The organism is Candidatus Hydrogenedentota bacterium, from assembly GCA_016791475.1.
Taxonomy (GTDB): Bacteria; Hydrogenedentota; Hydrogenedentia; order Hydrogenedentales; family JAEUWI01; genus JAEUWI01.
In genome coordinates this window covers 93,403-117,843 of the sequence record JAEUWI010000014.1, presented here as the reverse complement: position 1 = coordinate 117,843, position 24,441 = coordinate 93,403, and the positions used below count along the sequence as shown (strand labels likewise).

General features: G+C 60.3%; 17 protein-coding genes. 12 read left to right on the top strand and 5 right to left on the bottom strand.

Annotation, left to right across the window (positions count from 1 at the left end; translation table 11 throughout):
• Positions 1–142 precede the first annotated feature (142 nt).
• Together JNK74_09815 and JNK74_09810 are read left to right on the top strand one after the other, a co-directional pair.
• Positions 143–1,633, top strand: coding sequence for a CehA/McbA family metallohydrolase (locus tag JNK74_09815; GenBank protein ID MBL7646470.1), 1,491 nt, complete (start codon positions 143–145; stop codon positions 1,631–1,633).
• A gap of 222 nt (positions 1,634–1,855) precedes the next feature.
• Positions 1,856–3,757 carry a hypothetical protein gene (locus JNK74_09810; GenBank protein MBL7646469.1) on the top strand — a complete coding sequence of 634 codons (1,902 nt, stop codon included), beginning with the start codon at positions 1,856–1,858 and terminating at the stop codon, positions 3,755–3,757.
• A gap of 613 nt (positions 3,758–4,370) precedes the next feature.
• On the opposite strand, the gene JNK74_09805 is transcribed toward JNK74_09810, so the two are convergent.
• Positions 4,371–7,226 (bottom strand): hypothetical protein, encoded by a 2,856-nt coding sequence (locus JNK74_09805; GenBank protein ID MBL7646468.1) that lies wholly within the window; start codon positions 7,224–7,226, stop codon positions 4,371–4,373.
• A gap of 377 nt (positions 7,227–7,603) precedes the next feature.
• On the opposite strand from JNK74_09805, the gene JNK74_09800 reads away from it, so the two are divergent.
• From JNK74_09800 to JNK74_09770, 7 genes are all read left to right on the top strand, one after another.
• Positions 7,604–9,514: a hypothetical protein gene (locus JNK74_09800; protein MBL7646467.1), complete on the top strand. Its 1,911-nt coding sequence runs from the start codon at positions 7,604–7,606 to the stop codon at positions 9,512–9,514.
• A gap of 287 nt (positions 9,515–9,801) precedes the next feature.
• Positions 9,802–11,130, top strand: coding sequence for an ammonium transporter (locus JNK74_09795; GenBank protein MBL7646466.1), 1,329 nt, complete (start codon positions 9,802–9,804; stop codon positions 11,128–11,130).
• 36 nt (positions 11,131–11,166) lie between these two features.
• The gene (locus JNK74_09790; protein ID MBL7646465.1) at positions 11,167–11,505 is read left to right on the top strand and encodes a P-II family nitrogen regulator; all 339 of its coding nucleotides are present in this window, start codon (positions 11,167–11,169) and stop codon (positions 11,503–11,505) included.
• A gap of 156 nt (positions 11,506–11,661) precedes the next feature.
• Positions 11,662–13,008, top strand: a complete 1,347-nt coding sequence (locus JNK74_09785) for a carbon-nitrogen hydrolase family protein (GenBank protein MBL7646464.1) — start codon at positions 11,662–11,664, stop codon at positions 13,006–13,008.
• Positions 13,008–13,790: an amidohydrolase family protein gene (locus JNK74_09780; protein ID MBL7646463.1), complete on the top strand. Its 783-nt coding sequence runs from the start codon at positions 13,008–13,010 to the stop codon at positions 13,788–13,790. The genes JNK74_09785 and JNK74_09780 overlap by 1 nt, the downstream gene beginning before the upstream one ends.
• Positions 13,787–14,563 carry an amidohydrolase family protein gene (locus JNK74_09775; protein ID MBL7646462.1) on the top strand — a complete coding sequence of 259 codons (777 nt, stop codon included), beginning with the start codon at positions 13,787–13,789 and terminating at the stop codon, positions 14,561–14,563. The genes JNK74_09780 and JNK74_09775 overlap by 4 nt, the downstream gene beginning before the upstream one ends.
• A 272-nt stretch (positions 14,564–14,835) precedes the next feature.
• Entirely contained in the window at positions 14,836–16,152 is a 1,317-nt protein-coding gene (locus JNK74_09770) for a DegT/DnrJ/EryC1/StrS family aminotransferase (GenBank protein ID MBL7646461.1), read from the top strand.
• Positions 16,153–16,201: 49 nt separating this feature from the next.
• Here JNK74_09770 and JNK74_09765 read toward each other — a convergent pair whose 3' ends face one another.
• The 4 genes from JNK74_09765 to JNK74_09750 form a co-directional block, all read right to left on the bottom strand.
• Positions 16,202–17,488, bottom strand: a complete 1,287-nt coding sequence (locus JNK74_09765; protein MBL7646460.1) for a hypothetical protein — start codon at positions 17,486–17,488, stop codon at positions 16,202–16,204.
• A gap of 151 nt (positions 17,489–17,639) precedes the next feature.
• Positions 17,640–18,737, bottom strand: coding sequence for a hypothetical protein (locus JNK74_09760; protein ID MBL7646459.1), 1,098 nt, complete (start codon positions 18,735–18,737; stop codon positions 17,640–17,642).
• Between the two features lie 56 nt (positions 18,738–18,793).
• The gene (locus JNK74_09755; GenBank protein ID MBL7646458.1) at positions 18,794–19,441 is read right to left on the bottom strand and encodes an alpha/beta fold hydrolase; all 648 of its coding nucleotides are present in this window, start codon (positions 19,439–19,441) and stop codon (positions 18,794–18,796) included.
• Between the two features lie 6 nt (positions 19,442–19,447).
• Positions 19,448–20,056 (bottom strand): CPBP family intramembrane metalloprotease, encoded by a 609-nt coding sequence (locus JNK74_09750; GenBank protein MBL7646457.1) that lies wholly within the window; start codon positions 20,054–20,056, stop codon positions 19,448–19,450.
• Between the two features lie 274 nt (positions 20,057–20,330).
• Between JNK74_09750 and JNK74_09745 the strand changes: the two genes are divergently transcribed.
• The 3 genes from JNK74_09745 to JNK74_09735 all read left to right on the top strand — a co-directional run bounded on the left by JNK74_09745 (position 20,331) and on the right by JNK74_09735 (position 24,336).
• Positions 20,331–20,990 carry a nucleoside monophosphate kinase gene (locus tag JNK74_09745; GenBank protein ID MBL7646456.1) on the top strand — a complete coding sequence of 220 codons (660 nt, stop codon included), beginning with the start codon at positions 20,331–20,333 and terminating at the stop codon, positions 20,988–20,990.
• A 295-nt stretch (positions 20,991–21,285) separates the two neighbouring features.
• A complete protein-coding gene (locus JNK74_09740; GenBank protein ID MBL7646455.1) occupies positions 21,286–21,498 on the top strand; it encodes a hypothetical protein in 213 nt (70 codons plus the stop codon).
• A 168-nt stretch (positions 21,499–21,666) separates the two neighbouring features.
• The gene (locus JNK74_09735) at positions 21,667–24,336 is read left to right on the top strand and encodes a TIGR03960 family B12-binding radical SAM protein (protein MBL7646454.1); all 2,670 of its coding nucleotides are present in this window, start codon (positions 21,667–21,669) and stop codon (positions 24,334–24,336) included.
• Positions 24,337–24,441: the final 105 nt, after the last annotated feature.

Here is a 24,441-nt window from a genome sequence, read left to right as displayed (position 1 = left end):
ATAATCCTTTATTGTGCACGCAAAGGCGCTAAGGCGCAAAGAAAAAGGCAGGAAGAAGCAATGGAGGCCAATCGAGTAGTATGGGGCAATTGGGTTCAAGCAGGTGTGGTCGCAAATGCAATCGATTGGAGCGCTGAAAGCGATGAGAGTAATGTTTCTGGCCGTACTGGCCATTGTCTCGCTTGCGGCGCATGCCGAATCCCTGAAGTTCGAGGTGCGCTCCGCTGAGACGGGTGAATTTGCGCCATGTCGCATTCACGTGTGGGATGCTGCCGGCACGCCGGTGAAGCATCCTACGCTGCCCCGGTGGCATGATCACGTTACCTGCGAAGGGGAGGCGACTTTTGACGTCGTTCCGGGTGTTTATCGATACAAGGTGGCGCGCGGGCCGGAGTTTGAGTCGCGGGAAGGGACGATTGCGATCGCGGCAAGCGCGGAACGAGTCGAAGCGGTCAGCCTGGGACGCATGGTGGATATGGCGGCGCGGGGCTGGTGGTCCGGCGAAACCCATATCCATCGGCCTGTCGAGGCGGTGCCCCTGCTTATTCGCGCCGAAGACCTGCACGTGGCGCCGGTGATCACGTGGTGGAACAAGACGAATCCCTGGCTCAGCGAGCCCCTGCCGGAAAAACCTTTGCAGACGCTGCTGGACAATCGCTTTATTTACCTGCTCGGTGGCGAGGATGAGCGGGGTGGCGGGGCCTTCATGTATTACAATGCGCCGCCCATGGACGTGACGCAGGCGGGTCGTGAGACGCCCTCCGCGCTGGAATTCGCCGAGCAACAACTGGCCGCAGGGGCACACATCGACATGGAGAAGCCCTTCTGGTGGGACATGCCCGCGGCCCTGGCCCTCGGGCGCTTTCACACGATTGGTATCGTAAACAACCACATGCAGCACGGTGAGATGATGGACAACGAGGCCTGGGGCAAGGCGCGGCCGAAAGAGGACTTCCCCTCGCCGCTGGGCAATGGCTTCTGGACGCAGCACATTTACTACCAGGTCCTGAACGCGGGTTATCGCATTCCGCCGTCGGCGGGGAGCGCCTCGGGCGTGCTGAAGAACCCCGTGGGCTACAACCGGGTCTATGTTTACCTCGGCGACAAGCTCGACTATAAGGCCTGGTGGGAGGGGCTTCGCGCTGGGCGGACCATGGTGACGAATGGCCCGCTGCTGGACGTGACGGTGGAGGGAGAGCGTCCCGGGCATGTATTCCAGGTCGATACCGGTGCCGTGCTGAACGCGGAGGCCGCATTGCTCGGTGCGGAGCCGGTGTCGATTGTTCAAGTGGTGGTGAATGGTGAGGTGGTGGAGGAGAAGACGCCGAAGGAACTGGCGGCGGCCGGGCGGTTTTCGTTGACCTTCGAGAAGAGTGGCTGGTTTCTGATTCGAGCGCTGGGGTCGAATTCCACGACGTTCCGGATCGGGGCCACAGCGCCGTATTATGTGGAAGTGAAGGGCGCGCCCTTCAAGCCGAAGGCCGAGGCGCTTCAGTTTTTCATTGACTGGATCAACGAGCGGATCGTGAGCCTGGAAGCTTCGCCCGAGGAGGGAAAGGCCTCCGCGATTGCGTTGCAGCGCGAGGCGCGGGGTGTTTTTGTCGGGAAACTGGGGGCGGTGGGGAAGCGGTGATAGAACGCTTGGGTTGATGGAATGGGTCTTATGGGTCTTATGGGACCACTGGGACCACTGGGACCACTGGGTCGTCCTTTTGATTGATGCGCCAAAGTTCTGATGCCCCATAATACCCACTTCGAACACGCCACGCTCGCGCACTTGCCTCTCCGCGATTTTTTCCCCATACTACCCGGCGTGTCTCAATATAGCAGGCCCGAATCCGTCAGGAGAATCGCCATGACCTTTGTTGCCGCTCTCGCCCTTGCCGCCGCCAGCCTCACGGGCGCCGCGAGTATGGACGACGCCCTTGTCCGCGCCGCTGTCCCGGAAGACGTAGCGGGCGCTGAAATCAAACGCTATCTTCACCCGAAGGTGCCCGCGTTCTCCGTGCCCGAGTCCCGCGAGGCCTGGGAGGCGGAGGCGACAGCGTTGCGCGAGAGGTATCTCAATGAAGTCGTGCTCAAGGGGGTGCCCGAGGCGTGGACATCGGGCGAGGTGCAGATTCGGTGGACGGAGGACATCGAAACGGGCAAGGGCTACCGCATCCGCAAACTGCTCTATGAGGTGGCGCCGGGCTTCTGGAATCCGGCGTTGCTCTATGAACCCGACGGCGATGCAACAGGGCTGCCGACGGTGCTGAATGTGAACGGGCATTACGCCGAAGGTAAATGGCGCCCGGAGGAGCAAACGCGCTGCATCAACCTGGCCAAGCGCGGGGTGCTGAACATTCACCCGGAGTGGATTGGGATGGGCGAACTCGGTGGCGTGGAGTATTCCCATGACCGCATTGCCTATCTGGATGCGGCCGGCGTAAGCGGCGTTTCCCTCTTCTATTTGTCCCTTTCCCGCGCGCTGGACGTGCTTCAGGCCCATCCTCGGGCGGACAAGAACCGCATTGGGATGACGGGGCTCTCCGGGGGCGGCTGGCAGACGGCGCTGATGAGTGCACTGGACGAGCGCATCTCGGTGATCGTGCCCGTGGCGGGCCACGGCGCCATGGGCGTGCGGATCGATAATGGCGCGGACATCGGCGATATCGAGCAGGTGCCAAGCAACATGCTGACCGTGGCGGATTACCCGCACCTGACGGCGCTGTTCGCGCCCCGGCCGACGTTGCTTATCTACAACGCACAGGACGAGTGCTGCTTTCAGGCGGCCCGGACCCTGCCCGCGATATACGATCCGGTGAAGCCTGTCTTCGCGCTCTACGGCGCGGGCGCTGATTTTGAATTTCACATCAACGAAGATCCGGGCACGCACAATTACGATCTCGACAATCGGCTGCAGTTTTACAAGTTCATCGACCAACACCTGGTGCCCGAGGCCGAGTGGACGCCCGAGGAACTCTCGGTGGAAGGCGAATTGCTCAGCGACGAGCAGTTGAAGGTCGGTATACCTGCGGACAACGCGAGCGTTGTGTCTTTGGGCATCGCCGCAGCGAAAGCCATCACGCTTCCGGCGGTTCCGGCGGTCGGCGCGGCGCGTGAGTCGTGGAAGCGAGAACAGGCCAAGGTCTTGCGCGAACTAATCGGTTATATCCCGGTCAGTCTCATGACGGTAGAAAACGACTTGGAGTCCGAGGCCGGGGCCCTCGCCACCGCCTATCGCCTCAAGAGCGCCGACTGGACCATACCCGCGGCGGGTTTCACACCGGCGGGTGCGGATAGAACAGAGGTGCATGTGGTGCTGAATGACGAAGGCTTCAAGGGGGCATCGGCCCTGTGCAAGCCCCTTCTCGATTCGGGCAAGCAGGCCGTTGCGGTGGCGCCCTTCGCCCAGAACGGCAATCTCGCGGGCGGCGCGGGGCCCTACCAATACCCCATGATTGTGAACGCAACCGACGAGCGCGCCCTGGCGATTCAAGCAGCCCAAGTGGCTGCGGTCTGCGAATGGTTCCGCGCGGCGAAAGCGGTAACGTCGATCACGCTGCACACCGCTGGTCCGGAAAGCGGGCTGATCGCGCTCGTCGTCGATGCGTTGAATCCGGGATTGGTGGATGCCGTAGAGTCCACGGAGATGCCGGGATCGCTGGTCGAGTTCATGGAAGCGCGGGGGAAATACACCGATTCGCCAAGTCTGTTCAGCTTTGGGTTTTTGCAGCACTTTGATTTTGATACGCTGCGGGCATTGGGGGAATAGAGAATTTAGAATAGTGAATTAAGAAGGTTCATCCGGCTTGAGCGTACTTTCTCTTTTGTGGCCAGCTCCGCAAGGATCTGAAAGTGCTTGATTTTCGAATGCTTTGGCCCCGGAGGGGCGGCGGAACTTAGCCCAGGGTGGAGCGAGGCACGAGCGGAACCCTGGGATCTCGATTGAATCCGCACTCCAGCCCCCGAAGGGGGCGACGGAAACCACGCAGGAGTACTACTGTTGGTACACTCTCAAAGAGCCGCGCCAGGTAGCGAGAATACGTCGCTTTGCCAAAATCTCCGTCACCCCCTCCGGTGGTTTTAGGCTATAGATAATCCAGATCCCAGGGTTCCGCTTAGGCTCCATTCGCCGCGGCGAACTAAGTTCCGCCGCCCCTCCGGGGCAATGACTGAAAATGAAATCCAATCACGCGTGGTGACTTGCTCTTGATGCAACTCCCTGGCTCATAAAGAAGCAAAGAGTTCCCAGAGTATTTCCAGTCCGAACGAGAATGTACGACCAAACCGGATGAACCATTAAGAATAGCGAAAGGAGAAAAAAGACGAAGTGCCGTCAAGAGCACCTTCGTTTTGAAAGGTTCCAATTCACTATTCATAGTTCACTATTTTCTTACCAGCCATCCCATTTCCGCCGGGTTCGCACCGCCATAGCCCAGGCGGTGGAGGAGCCGCGGCTCGGCGGCGGGTGCCCAGGTGCGGACCATCTGAGTTTTCTTATCCGCCGACAGGAAGGTGAGTTCAACGTTGACGCGCATGGGACGCGCCGAATCGGCTTCGCCTTCAAAAGCTCCCATGGGAATGCGGAAGCGGAAGTGCTGCTGGCCTTCGATGACATCGCAGGCGGCCTCCCAATCGGCATCGGGACCCAGCCAGACGGTGCGGAGATCGCGCTTGCCGTTGGGGTCGGCGCGGAAGGTGCGGCGCGGATAGATGTGCGTTGGTTCGAGCTGCAGGACCGCCGCTACGGGCCGCCAGTCGGGGGATGCGTCGGATACGACGTTCACGTATATCGCGCTGTCGTCGTGGGTGGCTTTCCATGACCACGCGGGCTCATGCGGGCCCTGGGCAATTCCCGCGATAGCGGTCCACGTCGCCTCGGTTTTCCACTGCGCGCCAAAGTCGGACGCAGCCTTCACTGCCGCATAGTGCAGCGGGCTTTCGACGAGGCCGGTCAATTCCGGGAACACGCGATCGCCCGCCGCGATGGCCCGTTCCGCCTCAACAAACTCCGTTGCCAGCATTGCCCGCAACTGCGCGTCGCGCCATTGGAGGCGTTCGGGGAAATACTTATAGCCTTCCGCTTCGGCCTGAAACCCGAGGTAGGGATTCTGCGCGCATAGTGCCACCACGGCCGCGGTGTTCTCAATTTCTTCGTTGGTGATGGCGCGGAGTTCCTCCAGCAGGGCATCGCCCTCTTCCGCATCGCCGTAGAGCAAGCGCTCGCGAAGATCGTAGAAGCGGAGGATGTTGTAGCCCGTGCGAAAGTGAATGCCAAGGGCCTCGGCGTTTGCGAGATCGAGGAGCCGGTTGGGATCGCCCTCAAACTCGGGCTTCAACGCGCGCAGTACCTTCAGGCCCTGCTGCCAGCCATCGGAGAGTCGTTCGCACAGTTCGAGCATTTCTGGAAGCGTGTGCGAGCCGGAAAAGCACTCGCCGATGCGGTCGCCGCTGGGCGGGTATTCCAACTTCCATACGGGCGACAGGTTCTTGTGCACGGGCTTCAAGTGGAGGGGCCAGCCGATGCCATCGTGCATGGGGCCGTAGTATTGGAAGGCGTTGGTGAGGGGGTAATGGCTGTAGGCCTCGGCGAAAAGTTTCCAGGCGCGCACGACTTCCGGTGCATGCTGCGCACCCCAATCCCGCTGCGCGAGGCGGAGGAGGAAATCGTCCTGGGATTGTCCTTCCGGGGCGAAGGCGAGTTCGCTGGCCGCCGCGCGGTTCATAACGGAAGGGAGGCTTCCGATGTACCAGCACTGCATGACCGAGGTGACGCCGAGGCGGCGCATCTCGGCGTACTTTTGATATAGGTTGCCGGGCACGGGCACATGAGGCACCGTGGAGACTTCAAAAGAGTTGCAGGCCTGGAGCTTCGCACCCAGTTTCCCCTCGCTCTCGGCGACGCCCGCCGCGACATCGCGATAGACCGCGCTCGGGCCGATGTAGGAAAGCCAGTAGTCGCCCACGTGGCGGGGCTTGCCAAGCTGCTCGCGCTCGCCGCCCGATTCGAAGTTGATCTGGCAAATGACGCCGGGCGGCGTGTGCTGAGCCATTTCGCGGAGGGGTGCAAGATCGCGCTGCGGGCCGGTGCCATTCTCCGGCACATAGAGCCAGGAGATGAATTTCGCATTCGGATTCGCCGCGTGCATTCCCTGTTCCATGGCCGCGAGGGAAGCGCGCAGTATTTCGCCGGGTGTTTTGGACGAGCAGGTGGGGCACAGGAGCTTCCACTGTTCGTCTGCGCCGCTCAGGCAGGTGGTGGAGCGCTCACCGAAGCTGATGTTGATCAGTCCGCCGAGGCCGGGGACCTGGGTGAAGAGGTCGTTCATCGCTTCGTAAAGGTATTTTTGTCCCGCTTCGGGGAATGGGCAGAAGAGGCGTCCAGTACCAGGTGTTTTGGAACCGATTTCGGGGTGGGCCACGAGCAGGGGATGATCGGCATCCATCACGCGGGGCTCGATGCAGAAGAGGAACACCTCGATGCCGTAGCGGCGACATTTGGCGACGGTGGCGCGCAACTTTGCGAGGCGCTGCTCGCGACCGGGAGACACGACGGGGGTGAGGGAGGTCTGGACGATGTCTTTGAATTCAATTGTGAGCCAGAGACCGTTCACCCCGTCGTGGGCGATTTTGTTCAGGTAGTGCTCTGGATAGTAGTCCACCGCGTCCATCAGCTCGTCCTTGAATTTGGGCTCGCGCTTGATGGGGCCGAAGAAGCAGCGTGAAATGCGGTTGCGGACGAACGGTTGGCGCTGGGTAACACCGGGCTTCAGGAAGGGGCCCTCGGCGCGGAGCAGTTCATCCTCCAGAAAGAAAATGCCGCGACGGATGCCTTCGGTGTCGTTCGCCTGAATGCGGCACTCCGTCTCGGTTATGGTGATTTGGAAGGCTTCGAAAGTTTCGGTGGGCATCTGCTCCGTCACGATGCGGTAGGCACCGTCCCGAGGGATGGATGCCGCCGTGAAGAAGGTGTCGAGATCCTGATAGGCCGTTTCCAGCACGCCATCGGGATCGGGAAAACTCGCCTCCACGCGAACGCCGCCACGCAACGATACTTCTCCGTTGCCGGGTGTCTCGCGTGACCAGTGAAAGCGCCATTGGATCGGCGCGGCGAGATCGGTGAGGAAGGGCCACGCTTCCGGACCGGGGCTTTCGGGGGGCTCGAGATACTGGGCCGATGCGGTGCCTATCGCAGAGGAGGCAAGGATGATGAGGAACAAGAGGATTCGGTAAGAATGCATCGTGACTTCCTTGGGCTGAGGGCACGTCCAGCGATCGGGACGTGTAAGAGGCCATGGTACCAGTTGCTCTTGCTAAAATCATGGTCCGCATGTAATCAACTCACGCGGGAAAATAGTTTCCCACAGATCCGCACAGATCTTCACAGATAGGGAGAGGCTATGCGCCCCCGTGGCAGCCGCTTCTTCAGTGCGCGATCTCTTATCTGTGCGGATCTGTGAAGATCTTTGGGAAGATTTTTTGCCTGGGTTTTCGCAATCTCCAGCCAGTGAACGACCAATTGAAGTTGGGGCTCTGGCGGGTGGCTCGGCGATCACGTATTTTGCTATCGTGCGGCGATGCAGATACAACCCTCTTCCCGGAAGGAATCGCAGTACCCATGAACCGTATTCACTCTTTCGCTCTAGCGCTGGTCGCCTTCATCGCGGCTACGGATGCCTTCGCCCAGGCCGAGCCCATATTTGAAGAAATCGGAATCCCCGTCATGAAGGCGGGGCTGATGGGCACCATCGTGGGGCCGGGACCGACGCCGGGTTCCGAGCGAATCTACATCAACTTCCGTCAGGAGGGGGGGAAGCTCTTTCTGGTCGCCATTGATCCTGATTCGGGTGCGTCGGAGCAGTTTCAGTCGCCCGTGGGTACGGGCGCCTGGGGCTTTATGGTGGGGCCGGATGAACGAATATATCTGGGCACGCACGAAGGCCCGGATCCCGGCGATAGCGGCCAGATTCTGGTTTTCGATCCGAAAGCGCCGGAGAAGGCGATTCAGGTGGTGGGGCGACCGGCGGAGTCGGAGTCCTATTTGTGGATGTTCACCACGGGCCCCGACAAAAAGATCTATGGGTGCACTTTCCCAGGGGCCAAGGTCGTGTCCTATGATCCCGCGACGGGTGCGCTGACGGACCATGGTGTCATGGACGACACGCAGCAATACAGCCGCGAGATATTGACGGGGCCCGATGGCAAGATCTACGTCGCAATTGGTTATGGGCGGGCGAACATCGTGCGCTTCGATCCCGCTACGGGCGCGCATGAATCCATCCTTCCCGATGAATACCGCGCCCACGAGAAGCAGACCTTCGCGGGGATGTACAAGGGGGTGGATGGCAAGATTTACATCAACGCGATTACCATGACGCCGGATGCGGCGGGTGTGCCGCAGCAGGGCTCGGCGGTGCTGGTGGTGGAGGCGGAAGGAGTCCGCGTGGCAGAGAGCCCGGCACCGGCGGTGAATCAGCTGACGCTGAAAGACGGTCGTCGCGTGGCGAATGTCACCATCGACCGGACCTACGAACTCGTCGCACCGGATGGCACGGTGGAGAAGCGGACCTTCGACTACAAGGGCGCGGGCTCGGGCGTGTTCATGGTGGAGAATGGCCCCTTAGGTCGCATCTACGGCGGCACCTGGATGCCCAACGAGCTCTTCCACTATGACCCGGCTACGGGCGCGCTGGAAAATCCCGGCAACCCAACCGAGGTCGGCGGCGAGATCTACAGCATGCTTGACCATCACGGAACACTTTACGTCTGCGCTTACCCCGGCTCCTTCCTCTCCAAGTGGGACCCAACGAAGCCTTGGATCTATGGTCGCGAGAAGTCGAATAATCCCCAGGGCTTCGGCAACATCGGGCCCGGCCACCTGCGCCCCCGTGCCATGATCCGCGGCCCCGAGGAGAAGATCTACATCGGCAGCTTTCCGGAGTATGGCGTGCTCGGCGGCTCTCTCGGCGTGTGGGATCCGGAATCGGACACGTTGCTGGAAAACTATCCCCAGCTTGTAAAGAACCAATCCATTGTTGCGCTGGCGTATGACTCCACAACCGACCTCGTATTCGGCGGGACCAGCATTGTCGGTGGTGGCGGGACGACGCCGTCGGAAAAGGAGGCGAAGTTCTTTGCTTTTGATCCTTCAACGAAGGCACTGAAATTCGAGCGTGTGGTGGTGCCGGGGGATGGGGCGATTCGCGCGATGTGTATCCTCGGCCGCAAGCTTTACGGCATCAGCGGCGAAGAGACGCTCTTTGTTCATGACCTCGACGCGGATGCCATCATCCACACGGCCAAGCTCGGCGTGGGCAATGTGCATGATATCTCGCTGCGCCCGTGGAAGGATGGAATGCTCTATGGCCTCTCGGGCAAGAAGGTATTCCGCGTAGATCCGACGAGCTATGCGGTGGACGTGATCGCGGAGTATCCCGGCGATATCCGCTGCGGCTTTGCCATCGAAGAGCATGGAATTTACTTTGGCGATGGCGCGAAGTTGATGCGGTTCAACTGGCGCCTGGAGTGATTCGGGAAGGCCTGAACACGGTCGGGCCTATCAGTGGCTGTATTTTTTCGTCGTGGGCGCGAAATTCTCAGTTTGCTTTGTTGTCGTGGGTCTGTATAATGCGCGCGGAGTCGAGAAGGCCGACGGTTGGATTGGCAATTTGAGTAGGTGGGGCTATCTGCAGTGGAGTTGCCTTAATGCTGTGTCCGGGTTGCGCTTTTGGGAAGCGCATGCTTAGCGTCTGCCTTTGAGAAATACTTTCTGGCAATGGGTGGGGTGTGTTTTTTCGCGCCCCAAAGGAGAGACGCATGCAATCGTACGGCAATATTCGCCGATCCGCCTGGCTGGCCCTGCCCGGGCTTACCCTTTTGGTCCCCTCGGTGGCGCGTGCCCAGGACACGCTTCAAGGGGGAGACACGGCCTGGATCCTTGTGGCCTCGGCGTTGGTGCTTTTCATGATGATCCCCGGACTGGCCATGTTTTACGGCGGCCTGGTCCGCACGAAGAACGTGCTGTCGCTATTCTTGCAGTGCTTCCTGATTACCGCGGTGGTGAGCGTGATCTGGGTGGCATTCGGGTACAGCCTGGCCTTCAGCAGCGCCGGAATGGCCGAGGGCAGCCGTGGGTTGAATGCCTTCATCGGGGGCCTGGACCGGCTTTTTCTCTCCGGGGTCAGGCCAGATTCTCTGCGCGGCACCATTCCCGAAGCGCTCTTTGTCGTGTTTCAGATGACTTTTGCAATCATCACGCCGGGTTTGATCATCGGTGCATTCGCGGAACGGATGAAATTTTCCGCCGTGCTGCTTTTTACGGTGATCTGGGTCGCGCTGGTCTATCTTCCCATTTGTCACATGGTTTGGGGCGGTCCGGGCGCTTTTCTCGCGGACCTGGGCACGATCGACTTTGCCGGGGGCATTGTTGTTCACTTGACTGCGGCGGCGGCGGCTCTGGTTGCGGCAATTCTGGTTGGGCCGCGGAAAGGGTATGGCAAGGTGCCCATGATGCCCCACAGCCTTACGATGACCATGGGCGGTACGGCGATGTTGTGGGTGGGCTGGTTTGGCTTTAACGGAGGAAGCGCCCTGCAAGCCAGCGGTCAGGCGGCGATGGCGGTATTGGTCACGCAGATTTCTCCGTGCGTGGCGGGGCTGGTCTGGGCCGTGATTGAGCGGTTGAAGAACGGGAAGACGAGCGCACTTGGTTTTGCGACGGGCGCCATAGCGGGGCTGGCCGCGATCACGCCGGCCTCGGGTTCGGTCGGGCCCTTCGGCGCAGTTGTGATCGGCCTGACTTCCGGGATTTTCTGTTATTGGGCCGCCACGCGGCTCAAGCACAAGTTTGGCTATGATGACGCGCTTGACGTCGTGGGTGTTCACGGCGGTGGCGGTCTCGTGGGCACGCTGCTGGTCGGAGTGCTCGGGTCGGGAACTTTCGGCGGGTGGGTGAGCGATCTGAACATCGTCCGACAGGTGGGCGTGCAGACCTTTGCGTCGTTTTTTACAATTATCTATGCGCTGATCGTTTCCTACCTTATACTTAAGTTCGTGGACAAAGTGATCGGCCTTCGGATAGACGCGGAAGGCGAAGAGGTTGGATTGGATATTTCCGAGCACGGCGAAGTGGGCTACGACCTGTAGTATCTCGGATTGCGTTAAGTCAACGGAGAAAGTGCCATGAAAAAAATAGAAGCGATAATCAAACCGTCGAAGCTGACCGACGTAAAAGATGCCCTTAGCGCTGTCGGGTGTCAGGGGCTTACCGTGAGCGAAGTAAAGGGCTTTGGACGGCAAAAGGGCCACAAGGAAGTGTATCGCGGCGCGGAGTACGTCGTGGAGTTCCAGCCGAAAGTGAAGATTGAGATCGTTGTGGATGACGATCATCTGGAACGGGCCATCAAGGCGATTATGGACACGGCCAATTCCGGCAAGATTGGTGACGGCAAGATTTTCGTGCTTCCCGTGGAGGAGGCAGTCCGCATTCGAACTGGCGAGACGGGGTCTCCGGCGCTCTAGTCCCACGATTCAGGCGAGGTTGCGCCTGCTCGAAGCCTTGACGGTTTCGGGCAGGCTTTTTTGTCGCTTTCGCACGGCGACTTCGGTTTGGAAGTCTTCCGTGTCACATTGTATAGTGGATGCTCCAACATGTCGGGCACAGGAGCTATGGCATCGATGCAATCTCGTTTCAGGAATGCGCTACTTTCCATATTCGTCTTTTGCGGCGCGGCAGCGGCCCTCGCGGCTGCGCCGGAGGGATGGGTGCCCATGGAGGTTCGGGAGGGGACCCGGCCCGCCTTTGACTATGATCCCGCCGGTGGCCCCGATGGCCAGGGCGCCTTCATTATCGAGGCGGACGAACGGGAAGGGCTCGACGGGCGCTGGGTGAAAACCTTTGCGGTTGAGGGCGGACAACACTATCGCTTTCACGCCCTGCGCAAATTGACCAACGTTGAATCGCCCCGGCGATCCGCCCTCGCCCGGGTGCAATGGCGCGGGGCGCAGGATCAGATCGTGCGCCACGACTTCAAGGGGGCCAAGTCTTTCGACGGAGCCAATCCGCCCGTGGCGGAGCCGGAGTATCCGAAGGAGCGCGATACCAGCGCCGAGGGGTGGACGGAAGTGAGCGATATTCTCCTTGCGCCGCCGGAAGCGACCAAGGCCATCGTGGAGCTTCACTTCCGCTGGGCGCCGAACGCGAAGTGCGAGTGGGGGGCGGTTTCTTTTGACAAGAGCGCGCCACCGGAGCCGCGCATCGTGCGCCTGGCCACGGTGCACTACAATCCGAGCGGCGGCAAGACCGCGATGGACAACTGCAAGCAATTCGCGCCCTTTATCGCCGAGGCCGCGAAGCAGAAGGCAACGCTCATGGTGCTGCCCGAAGCGCTCACCTGCGCGGGCAATGGCCTGAGCTACTTCGATGTGGGTGAGCCTATTCCCGGCCCCTCTACCGAGTACTTCGGCGGCCTGGCCAAAGAGCATGGCATGTACCTCGTCGCTGGCCTGGTGGAGCGTGAGGATCACCTGATTTACAATACTTCGGTGCTCATCGATCCCCAGGGCGGCCTGGTGGGCAAGTACCGCAAGGTGACCCTGCCGCGTACCGAGATCGATATGGGCATCACACCGGGCCACGAGTATCCCGTCTTCGAGACGAGCTTCGGCAAGGTGGGGATGATGATTTGCTATGACGGCTTCTTCCCGGAGGTAGCGCGCCAGCTCAGCAACAATGGCGCGGAGGTTATCGCTTTTCCGGTGGCGGGCTGCAACCCCCTCCTCGCGGCGGCGCGGGCCTGCGAGAATCACGTGTACGTGGTGAGCAGCAGCTACACCGACAAGAGCTACGACTGGATGGTGACGGGCGTCTTTGATCGGGAGGGCGACGTCATTGCGCGGGCGGAGGAGTGGGGGACCATCACCGTTGCGGAGGTCGACCTCAACAAGCATCTATACTGGACCAGCCTGGGCGATTTTGGGGCGGAGATTCCCCACAACCGTCCCTTGTTGCCGAAGGGAAACTGATGGAGATCTGGGACGGGCATTGCCACATTAATGCGTACGGCGGCACGCCGACGGAGCGCGTGGGGAAGATGCTGGAGGTGGCGGAGCGCATGGGCGTGAGCAAGTTGTGCATCTATATGGGCACGGAGTTCCACACCGAGCCGACGGCGGAGCAGTTGAAACACGCCAACGACGAAGTGCTCGAGGCAAGTCTTGCCTGGCCCGACCGGGTCTATGGCTGGGTCTATTTGAGTCCCGCGCACGTCGAGCTAAGCCTGGCGGAGCTGGAACGCTGTGTCGCAAATGGTCCCATGGTGGCGATCAAGTTGTGGGTGGCGCAGAACTGCGATACTCCGGAGACCGATGCGATTGTGAAACGCGCGGCTGAGTTGAAAGCGCCCGTATTTCAACACACCTGGCAGAAAATCACGGGCAATCTACCAGGTGAGTCGACGGCAATTGACTTGACGCGGCTTGCGGCACGCCATCCCGAAGCGCCTTTCATTTGCGGACACACCGGCGGGGACTGGGAGCTGGGCGTGCGGGCGATTCGGCCTCACAAGAACATCTATGCCGATCTGGCGGGCGGCGATCCCACGGCGGGCTATACGGAGATGGCGGTGAAGGAACTGGGGGCAGACCGCGTCATTTACGGCAGCGATATCCCGGGTCGGAGCTTTGGTTCGCAACTGGCGAAGGTGATGGGCGCGCGGATCGGTGAGAGCGAGAAGGCCCTGGTGTTGGCGGGGAACTTGAAGCGGATCTTGAAACCGATTCTTGAAGCAAAGGGCATGTTACGTTGAGCTTCATAGACACCAATACCTACATCGGCCAATGGCCCTTTCGTCGTACACCGGAGGACACCGTAGATGCCCTGCTTGCGAAGCTCAGCCACTACGGTGTGGAACAGGCGTGGACCGGCTCTTTCGAGGGTATCCTGCATAAAGACATCGCGGGGGTGAATGAGCGTCTTGTGGAGGCGTGCCGCCTGCATGACAATGGCGTGCTCGTGCCATTCGGCTCAGTGAATCCGGCGCTACCTCAGTGGGAAGAGGACCTGCGCCGTTGCGCGGAAGTGCACCGGATGAAGGGTATCCGGCTTCATCCCAATTACCACGGCTACACACTCGACGACGGGCGGTTCAAAGCGCTGCTGGAGCAGGCTTCAGCCGCGAAACTGGTCGTGCAGTTGGTGGTGACCATGGAAGACGAACGTATGATGCATCCCCTGATGCAGGTGGCACATGTGGACGTTGCGCCGCTGGCGGATGTGGTTGCTTCCGTGCCGGGACTGAAGCTCGTGTTGTTGAACGCCTTTCGGGCCGCGCGTGGTGAGGTGATCGACGCGCTCGTGGCGACGAAGCAGGTCTGGTTTGATATCGCCTGGCTGGAGGGTATCGCGGGTATCGATGCGATATCCAGGCAGATCCCGCTGGAATATCTGGTGTTTGGGTCCTATGCGCCCTTTTTCTATTTTGAATCGTCACTGTTCAAGTTGAAGGAGTCCGCGTTGAGCGATGAATCGTTGGAGCAACTGCAGGGTGGAAACGCGAGTGCTCTACTGGGCGTACATTGAACAGGCACAGTTAAGTATTGACCGGAAGTAATGAATTTTCGCCACGAAGGACGCGAAGAGCACGAAGGAGGAAAGAGAAGATATTTTTTCACAGTGGTGTCGAAGCGTGGTCCGACGACACCAGGCGCGCCTCAAATATAGCCCTTCGTGTTTTCCTTCGTGAGCTTCGTGTCCTTCGTGGTGAAAAAATAATTGGTGGCGGCGACTCAATATATCGCATCCTGCAAACAGCAATCTCCTCCATTGAGTGCAATCGAAAAAGGAGTTTTTCCATGGAATCGAAGAACGAAATGCCCCGTCGGGAGTTTCTTGCCGCCACGGCGGGAATGACCCTGGCCGGACTGGCGGCGGGCGGCGCGGCTCATGGCGTCGAAGAAAAGCTGGCGATTGACGGTGGCGCGAAGGCGGTTACCGCGACGTCGCCGACCTTGCCGCGCTTTGGCGCGCCGGAGCGCGAGCGCCTGGAAGAGATGATCAAGCAGGATACGCTCTTCTACTGGAAGGGCCCCCAGACAGCCATCTTCACCGAGCGCTTTAAAGCGATCTGCCCGCTGGAGCATGTGATGACCTGCTCATCGGGAACGGCCGCACTGCATATTGCCGTGGGCGCGGCGGGACTGGTGCCGGGCGACGAGGTGATCACCTCACCCATCACCGATATCGGCACGGTCATCGGTGTTATTTATCAGCAGGGCGTGCCCGTGTTTGCGGACCTGCTTCCGTCGGAGCTTACTCTCGATCCGGCTGATGTGCGCCGTCGCATCACGCCGAAAACGAAGGCCATCATCGCGGTGCACCTCGCCGGCAATCCAAGCAGGCTGGAAGAGCTTCGCGCTATTGCCGACGAGCACAAGCTCGTGTTGATTGAGGATTGCTGCCAGGCCTGGGGCGCGAAGTATCGCGGCAAGCCCATCGGTACTGTGGGCGACATCGCGTGCTGGTCGTTGCAGAATTCCAAGCACATCACCACCGGAGACGGCGGCGTGGTGGCGAGCAGTCACCCCGTTTTCGGGCCGAAGCTCCAGCAGTACGGCGACAAGGGTTTCAATCGCGCCACGAGCGGCTGGGAGAGTTTTTCGACCAACTACCGCATGAGCGAGCCCCAGGCGGCGGTTCTTGCGGGCCAGCTCACGCGACTGGAGAGCATCGTCTCCACCCGCGCGCGGCTGGGCAATCTGCTCACGGAAAACATCCAGGATCTTCCTGGGGTTACGCCGCATGCGGTCCATCCCGAAGATCGCTGCGTGTATTGGTTCTACATGTTCCGCATCGATCCGGCGGCACTCAAGTGCACGCGGGACGAGTTCAACAAGGCGCTCGCGGCGGAGGGCGTATCCTGCAGCGCGGGGTACATTCCTGTGCCCGTGCATCGCAGTGATGTGTTCAAGAATCACGCATTCTTCAATGGCCACTGGACGATCAAAGAGGCGGGAATGACCGATATGGACTACACGAAGGTGGAGACGCCCGAAGCGGAGGCGATTCTGACCAGTGGCATCCGTGTTGTGATCCACGAGAGCAATACCGAAGAGCAGATTCGGCAGTATGGGGCGGCGATCAGAAAAGTGGCGACCCACTACCGCGCCTGAGATTCAGCTTCAGTGCCCCTGATCGGTTCAACCGCGTCGGGGGCTTTTTTTAGTCGCCAAAGAGGAAGTCCGCCGCAGGTGGAAAAGTTTGCGAGCCGTCGTGGCCCACTTCGGGCAGCAGGCGCACCTCGATCCGGGGGATGTAGCCCTCTTTTCGGGCCCGGAGTTGCGACTCACGCACGAAGCGGTGGGCGTCCAGGAGTCGGGGATCCTGGGTGCCCACGAAGAAGACAATCGGCGCGGCAACCAGGCCTTCAAAAGTCCGGTCGGCCAGATCCGGGGCGAAGGGGTTGGGTTCGGCGCCATAAGGGAACATCTCGCCGTATCCGCCCTTCGTTTCCTCTTCCGGTGCGAGATAGATGCCTGAGGCGCAGGGCGCGGCGCGGGCCACCCGGTCGGGGTGGGCAAAGACGAAGCGCTGGACGAACTGGCCGCCTTTCGAATGGCCGTAGAGATAGAGCTTCTGTGTATTTACGGAAGCGTACGCGCCCAGGGCGTCCACAATTTCCAGCAGCCTGAGATCGCTGCGTGGAAGCCCGATGCCGACGTTGTCCAGATTCAGATTGTCGAAACTTGGAAAGGTGGCCGCGTCGAACCAGGGGGCCACGACCATCACGTTTTCCGCATCGGCTCGCTCACGGACGATTTCCATATAGCGGTCCGCGCTTCCAAACGTGCCGTGCACGGAGATCAGCAGATCGTGGGGCGCGTCCTGGTCGTAGTCTGTGGGCGCATAGACGAGGTAGCGGGTGCCGGACCGGGCGCACGCGACGACCTCTCCGGGGCGGGGCCGGGTGATGAAGGTGTCGCCATTGCGAATCAATTGGGCGAACCAGTCGAGGTGTTCGCGGGCATAGGGATCGGTCTCGGATGCCCGAAGTCGGTTGAGGTCATGGAGCGCGCCCTTGCCCATCAGGCGGTAGAAGGCGCCCGCCGCGATGATCCGGGTGAGCGGTTCCGGGGCGCTCCGCGCCGCATCCAGCAGGGCGGGCGCGTGTGCTTTCGCCCCAAGATCGGCGATGGTATAGGCGGCCGCCTGGCGCACGCCTTCGATACGCTCGGAATCCTTGACGATGGCCGCGGCGACCGGCCCCGCCGCTTGAATACCCCGCATGCCCAGCGCGCGGAGCAGGCGCCACTGAATGCGGACGGACACTGCGGGGTCTTCCAGGACTCCGAGGAGGGCGGGAACGTCGTCTTCCGTGAAATTCGTGACGAGATCGTGGAGCGCGCGAACGCGATCATGCCGCGCCTCCACCCGGAGATTCGCCACGCGTGAAGCGAGCGTACCTTCCTGAAGGGATGTCACCCCGCCCCCGTCCTGCTCAGCGGCCATGGCGTCGTCCTGAGCGTGCGCGGACGCGGATGTCACCAGAAACACCGCCAAAGCAATCCGCCATATACCCGCCGCGCCGCGGTTGATCCGAGTTAAGCTTCGGTCGTCCCACATGCCATAGCCTCCCTACCGCCGCGCGCTGTCCCGAGACTCAATCGTCCGCCTTCTTCTCGGTATTCTCGGGCGATTCCACCGTCGCGGATTCCGCGTCAAGGGGCTGTTCAGGTGCGGGCGCATCCTCGGGGGTCGACGCGATATCGCTCGTTGCTTCAGGTGCTTCCAACGGCTCCGGCGTACTATCTTCGGGAGCCTCGGGCGTTTCCGAGACCGGGGCTGCTGCCGCGGGTTCTTCAGTCGCCACCGGTTCCACCGGTCGGTAGCCCTCGCCGGGATCCTCCGTGGCGAGCACATAGAGCACGGGCTGCGCAAAGCCGTTCTTCAGATGTTCTTCTTTGAATCCAGGTACCACGGTGCCGTCCGACGCGTATTTGTACAGAACGACACTCAGCACGGAATTGGCCGTCTGATAGACCACGATGGTGGTGTAGATGTAAAGAAGAACGACAAGCGTCAGGCTGTTGGGCCAGTCGCCTTCGGGGTAGTGGCCTGCCGCGAAAAGAGCGATGGTGGGAATATTCAGCAGGAAGAAGAACCAGTACAGTCCCAGCCGCGATACGGCGCCCTTGCCCCAGGCCCTGGACATCGCCTCGACGGAGCGCCGCAAGGCACTGAAGACGTTTACCTGATCCACGACGAGAATGGGAACTACAAAGTAGGATACGGTGGACCAACTGCTCTTGAGCATCTTTCGGACCCAGAGTGTGGTGTAGCGCTGGTGGTCGAGAAGATTCAGGATGGGTCCGAAGGTCCAGGAAATCAGCGTCCAGATGACGATCCAGTGGGTGTTTCGTATGGCCTGACGGAATCCGTCGAGGAATTTCGAATCCCGCTCTTCGAGCGTAATCCGTGTGCACGAGGCGAGGGCAACGCTGAAGAACACCGAAACGGCGCCAAAAAGGAGGTACAGGGAGAAGGCGATGAGTAAGCTTCGAGCCTTCATCATGTGCGTAGTGATGATGCTCCAGATGAGGAGGTCGGATCCGATAAGCCACCAGAAAATCGTCGCGATAGCAATGACCGTCGTAAACGGAATCATCGGGAAGACCAGCAGTGTCTTGTCGCGAAGCACGACAATAAGACTGCGAACGCCCAGGTGGCAACCCCGTGCTATTCGGGTAAAGACAGACATGCAAATTCCTTTCGAAGGGTTGAACCGCAGTTCCATTCTACCGCTCACCCGCTCTTTTATTCACCTTTCGGCGAAATCGGGGTAAAGTTTCCCTCGCGCAGGAAGTTTACGGTGGCTTCGGCCGCCTTGCGGCTGTTCATGATGAACGTGTGGGCCACGGGGAGTACGAGGTGGTCCGCCATACCTTCCAGGCGGGTGCTTTCCACGGTGATGATACCGTCGTTGGGCTCGTCAAAGGTGATCCGCTGGCCCTGGTCGCCCGCGATCACGCCGAAGGGCACGTGGGGTACCGGCAGGTCCGCGTAGAACTCGGGCGAGGCCAGGAGCCGCCCACTCTCCCCCGACCAGAGCTGAAATGGAGGACAGCCCTGAAGGCGGCGCGCCAGGACGGGGAGCTGGTTGGGCGGGGCCAGCATCACGATGCGGGTCAGGCCCGAGGGATAGCCCACGCGAAAGCGCGCGCGAATGAGGATGTTGCCCAGGGAATGGCCCACGAGGTGATAGCGGGGGGTACTTACCTTTGAGACTATGAAATCATGCAAGTCGCCCACCAGAGTATCAAAGCGGTGAAAGGCGGGGGAATAGGGGAAGTTCCTCGTCTGAAATCCCGCCTGGCGCAGGCGCCGGCTCAGGGGCCAGAGCGAGGCGCGGCTCCTGCCGAGGCCGTGGAGGAGCACGACGGTTTCGGGTTCCGGGACGTCCATAACATTCTAGTCCTTACGGTTCTTCGACGCGCCGTGACGCATATAGCAGAGGGCGATGAAGTCATAGGCCCCATGGGCCGTCGCAGGCACCACAATATTGTCTGACCAGACGAAAAGTCCACTGAAAAAAGCACCGAGCACTGCGGTAAAGACGACGTAGGGGCGGGAGATATTATGCACGAGGCCAAAGACGAGCGCCGAAGCCGCGATCGCCAGCGGAAGGCCCAGATGCGCAGCCATTCCTGTTTGGACGAGGCCTCGAAACAGCGCCTCCTCGCCCGCACCGGCGAGGACCGAAATATAGAGGAAATCCAGGAGCGTGGCATCGCGAAACAACCCGGAGAGCCGGTCTATGTCCCGGCGCATCTGGATGGTGAAAGGGAGGTTCAGTTCCATGAAGGCCCCTGCGGCGGCCAGCATGATGGCGCCCGCAATCGCGCCGCTCGCCAGACTCACCCCGTCCGCCCGGGCCCCCGTCCACCATGGCTCCTCCAGAAACCAGCCCAGCCCCAGGGCGACCAGCAGCATTCCCCCTTCGACCAGGGTTGCAACTTTGAGCAAGGTGCGCCGACCCGTCTGAAGAGTGGGCTGAAACTGAATTACGGGGTCCGTCATGGTATTCCTGCGTGGCACAAGGGTGGAGCGTGGCGGGTATTGTAAGCGTCCGGCGGCGCGGGAACGAAATGTCCATTCTCGGGCGCCGTGGCGAATTAACTCGGGCGGCGTTCCTCAAAAAAGTTGCATCGCGGCGGGCCTTCATTGCATAGTTTGACCTTCGGAATCGCGGAGTTTCGCCATCGATAGCTAGTTCTTGGGCAATCCGGCTCGGGCGCTTTCCGCAAATTGGAACGGCTGCATCCCGTGCGGCGGAACGATAGAAGAATTCATCATGCACAAGTATGTCATCATGGGGGTACAGGGGTGCGGCAAGGGGACCCAGGCAATCATGCTGGCGCGGGATTACGATCTCGTACACATCAGCGTGGGCGACATTTTCCGCTGGAACATCCAGAATCACACCAAACTTGCCGCCAAAGTGCGTCGCCTGATTAAAGAGGGCAACCTCGTTTCCGACGAGGTCGTGGAGGACGTGGTTCGCCAGCGCCTTCAGGAGCATGACTGGAACTATGGCTTCATTCTGGATGGTTTTCCGCGCAGCCGCAAGCAGGCGGAGTTCTTTCTCGAAAGCTACGATATCGACGCCGTGATTCACATCGACGTCTCCGACGACATCGTCATGGAGCGCGTATTGTCGCGCCGCCTGTGCAGCGAATGCGGGCTGGACTACAACCTGATCCAGCACCGCCCGCGCGTTGCCGACCAGTGTGACGTGTGCAAAGGCAAGCTTCTCACCCGGGAGGACGACAACGAAGCGGCGGTTCGCAAGCGGATTGCCGACTATCACGAGAAGACCGCGCCCCTGCTTGATCTATTCCGGCGCAAGGAACTTGTGATCAAGACGGATGGCAGTCTGACTCCGGAAGAAATACAATCGGACATCCGCAAGCAGCTCAGCATTCGCAAGTCCACCACGAACCCTTCGGATTAATCGATTCGTTTCACCAGCGTCCCCCGTTTGCCTGCGGCCCGGGACTTCAAGTGGCAGATTTTTGTCGGAATTTCCCTGATTTATTTGGGTTTTTCCGAAAAAAGATCTCGAATTCCCCGGTGAGTCCTGCTATGATGCTTTTCGTGAGGCGTCAGTTATAGAGCAGGTTTGTGGTGCTTCAAATCCGCCTGGCGCGAGAGAGTAAACCAGGACCCGAAGGCCACACACGCCCGCCTGGCCCGCGCTCCCATTTTCGGCGTGGCGTCGGGTGCCAAATAACAAGGGGACAGATGCGATGAGATCAAAAGGTTATTCCCTCCATATTCACGTCATGGACGAAAACCAGAGCCAGATGTGGCATCAGCCGGTGAAGCCGCTCCGGGAGTGGTATCAGGAAGAGTTGATCATCCAGGTGCAGGAAGCTGCCGAAGAGGCGGGCCGTAGCCGGGCATTGCTGTATGACGCCCAGGAGACGCTGTTGTGGCAGAGCGAAGGCTCTAGTTTCTAAGGGCATAGATCTCAGCAGCTTGTGGGATAATTCAGGGCGAAAAGTGGCAATTTCGGGGCGTGGGCGGTATAATTGGGGATCGCAACGGAATCGTGTGTCCATGCTCCGTTGTTTTCGCTTCTGGAGCATATTTCCCGCTTCCTTCCCAATGAGATTGGTTCCTATTCCATGAATTTCCGCGACGTGCTCAACAATGAAATCCTATCCCGGGTTGAAAAGCCTTCCCGGTACCTGGGCAATGAGCTTAACAGCACCCACAAGGATCCGTCCGGGGTTGAACTGCGGATTTGCTTCTTTTTCCCCGATCTCTATGAGTTGGGCCTGGGCAATCTGGGGCTGCACATCCTCTACGCGCAAATGAACAACCTGGACTGGGTCTGGGCGGAGCGCGGCTACACGCCGGGCATCGACATGGAAGCGATTCTGCGCGAACGCGGGATTCCGCTTTTTATGCTCGAATCCAAGGAGCCGCTTACGAAAGCGGACATGATCGGCTTCACGCTGCAGTCCGAACTGACCTTCACCAATATTGTGAATGCCATCGATCTGGCCGGCTTGCCAATCCGCAGCGAGCATCGCGACGATTCCATGCCCCTGATCTTTGCGGGCGGCCCGGCGGTATTTAACCCCGAGCCCATTGCGCCCTTTATCGATTTCTTCGTCATCGGCGATGGCGAAGACGTGATGATGGAGATCGCCGGGACGATGCGCGCCTTGAAAGGGGCCACGCGCGCGGAAAAGCTCGCCGCGATGGCAACAATCGAAGGCGTTTACGTTCCAGAGCTCTATCCTTTCGAGGTCATGCCCGACGGCCAGATCCTGCCGAAGGAAGACGCGCCGAAGGTTGTGAAGCGACTTGTGCGTGATTTGGACGGGGCAAGTTTTCCCACGAACTACATCGTGCCCAATGCGGCACTGGTGCACGACGGCGCGGGCCTTGAAGTACTTCGGGGCTGCACCCAGGGCTGTCGTTTCTGCCAGGCGGGCATGGTGACCCGTCCCGTTCGCGAGCGGTCCATTGAAAACATCGATCAGCTCATGGAGCGCACCTTGGACAACACAGGTTTCGATGCCGTGTCGCTCATTTCCCTGTCCACCTGCGACTTTTCCATGCCGCGCACGCTGGTGAAGATGGCGGCGGACCGCGGGCACAAGGACAACGTCTCCGTTTCGTTGCCGTCCTTGCGCCTCGATTCCTATGCGGTCGAGTTGTCCGACATGGTGGCGGGGGTGCGCCGCAGCGGTCTCACGTTTGCCCCGGAAGCGGCGACACCCCGTATGCGCGCGGTAATCAACAAGTTTATTCCCGACGAAGAATTGCTCACCATGTCGCGCGAAGCCTACAGCCGGGGCTGGGACCACGTGAAGACCTATTTCATGATTGGCCTGCCCACGGAGCGCGATGAAGACGTGGCGGCGATAGCCGATCTCGCCATTCGCACAGTGAAGGAAGGCAAGAAGGTTAATCCGCGCGCGGCCGTACGCACCGGCGTATCCACTTTCGTGCCCAAGCCCTTTACGCCTTTTCAATGGGCCGAGCAGATCGGCATCGAAGAGACCCATCGGCGCCAGAACATACTGTTTGCCAAGTTTCGCGGCCAGAGCGACATCAAGTTTGGTCGCCACGAGGCCACCACATCCTTTATTGAGGGGCTGTTGACCCGTGCGGATCGGCGCGGCGCCGATCTCATCGAGGCGGCCTGGAAAAATGGCGCGCGCCTGGAGACGTGGGAAGAGCATGTGAATTTTGGCGCGTGGCAGAAGGCCATCGAGGACGTGAACTACGATGTGGCGGGCCAGTTTCGCGAGCGCGATGTGAACGAGCGTCTTCCCTGGGACCATATCGACATTCTCATTCCGAAGGCGTGGTTCCAGAAGGATTGGCAGCGGGCGATGGACCTGAAATATGCCCAGGACTGTCGCGCCGGCAAGTGCCACCTCTGCGGCGTGATCTATCGCGAGCGCGAGTTGTGCCAGACTATGCTGAAGAAACAGAAGGCGGGCCACAAGATGGAGGAGGAGACGTGGGAGGGCTACACGCCAGCCATGCCGGAGCAGCCCGATCCCGTGCAGCGCGTACGCTTCAAGATCGGTCGCAGCGGCGAAGCGCGCTTCCTGTCCCATCTGGAGTTGAAGGACGCCTGGTTCCGCGCCCTGCGCCGGGCCAAGGCCCCCATCGCGTACAGTCAGGGTTTTCATGCCCAGCCCAAGGTTACGTTTTCCACGGCATGTCCAGTTGGCGAAGCGAGCCGGGGCGACTACATGGACGTCATGCTGAAGGATTACACCGAGGTGGACGGGCTTTTTGCCCGGCTGCAGGAGCGAGTGGCGCCCGGTCTTCATGTATTTGATGTGGAAGAGATGCCCCTGCGCGGCGAATCGCTTATGAGTCTGGTGGAAGGTTTTTCCTACAGCATCATGACCACCGGCGCTCCCGATGACTTGGCGGCGCGTGTCGCGGACCTGATGGCGCGCGACGAAATCCTCGTGGAGCGCAAAGTGAAGCAGAAGAAGCCGAAAAAAGGTCGGGGCTGGAAGCCGCGCGGCAAGTCCACCGCGGAAATGAACCTGCGTCCGCTGATAGAGTCGCTCGAAGTGAAGCGTCACGATGGCACGAACGCCACGCTGCTCTTCACCACACGGGATGGCGCCGGGAAGCTGGCGAAACCAAAAGAAATTCTCGCCCTGCTGGGCTTGCCGCCTGAAATGACCCAGGCGGTCAAGGAGGCCACGTTGCTTAAAGAAGAGCAACCCCGGGTGCCACCCGTACACGCGGGAGCGCTGGCGACTAAGTTTACGGGTGCTTGTGTCGCGGCGGACTATACGTCCGCTTTATGATGTGTGTAACGCGAGAGAGCTGGCAACCCGAGGGTGGGGATGATGTTGTTCGACCATAGTCCCATCACCCGCAAGCTACCGACCGCCAAAGGCGGCCCGCGTGCG

What these genes read in the sequence shown, in the direction of transcription:
- JNK74_09770 (MBL7646461.1), top strand. Translation starts at nt 14,836, where the DNA reads ATGGAATCGAAGAACGAAATGCCCCGTCGGGAGTTTCTTGCCGCCACG.
- JNK74_09735 (MBL7646454.1), top strand. Translation starts at nt 21,667, where the DNA reads ATGAATTTCCGCGACGTGCTCAACAATGAAATCCTATCCCGGGTTGAA.
- JNK74_09750 (MBL7646457.1), bottom strand. Translation starts at nt 20,056, where the DNA reads ATGACGGACCCCGTAATTCAGTTTCAGCCCACTCTTCAGACGGGTCGG.
- JNK74_09755 (MBL7646458.1), bottom strand. Translation starts at nt 19,441, where the DNA reads ATGGACGTCCCGGAACCCGAAACCGTCGTGCTCCTCCACGGCCTCGGC.
- JNK74_09760 (MBL7646459.1), bottom strand. Translation starts at nt 18,737, where the DNA reads ATGTCTGTCTTTACCCGAATAGCACGGGGTTGCCACCTGGGCGTTCGC.
- JNK74_09805 (MBL7646468.1), bottom strand. Translation starts at nt 7,226, where the DNA reads ATGCATTCTTACCGAATCCTCTTGTTCCTCATCATCCTTGCCTCCTCT.
- JNK74_09745 (MBL7646456.1), top strand. Translation starts at nt 20,331, where the DNA reads ATGCACAAGTATGTCATCATGGGGGTACAGGGGTGCGGCAAGGGGACC.
- JNK74_09765 (MBL7646460.1), bottom strand. Translation starts at nt 17,488, where the DNA reads ATGGCCGCTGAGCAGGACGGGGGCGGGGTGACATCCCTTCAGGAAGGT.
- JNK74_09780 (MBL7646463.1), top strand. Translation starts at nt 13,008, where the DNA reads ATGGAGATCTGGGACGGGCATTGCCACATTAATGCGTACGGCGGCACG.
- JNK74_09785 (MBL7646464.1), top strand. Translation starts at nt 11,662, where the DNA reads ATGCAATCTCGTTTCAGGAATGCGCTACTTTCCATATTCGTCTTTTGC.
- JNK74_09800 (MBL7646467.1), top strand. Translation starts at nt 7,604, where the DNA reads ATGAACCGTATTCACTCTTTCGCTCTAGCGCTGGTCGCCTTCATCGCG.
- JNK74_09815 (MBL7646470.1), top strand. Translation starts at nt 143, where the DNA reads ATGAGAGTAATGTTTCTGGCCGTACTGGCCATTGTCTCGCTTGCGGCG.
- JNK74_09810 (MBL7646469.1), top strand. Translation starts at nt 1,856, where the DNA reads ATGACCTTTGTTGCCGCTCTCGCCCTTGCCGCCGCCAGCCTCACGGGC.
- JNK74_09790 (MBL7646465.1), top strand. Translation starts at nt 11,167, where the DNA reads ATGAAAAAAATAGAAGCGATAATCAAACCGTCGAAGCTGACCGACGTA.
- JNK74_09740 (MBL7646455.1), top strand. Translation starts at nt 21,286, where the DNA reads ATGAGATCAAAAGGTTATTCCCTCCATATTCACGTCATGGACGAAAAC.
- JNK74_09795 (MBL7646466.1), top strand. Translation starts at nt 9,802, where the DNA reads ATGCAATCGTACGGCAATATTCGCCGATCCGCCTGGCTGGCCCTGCCC.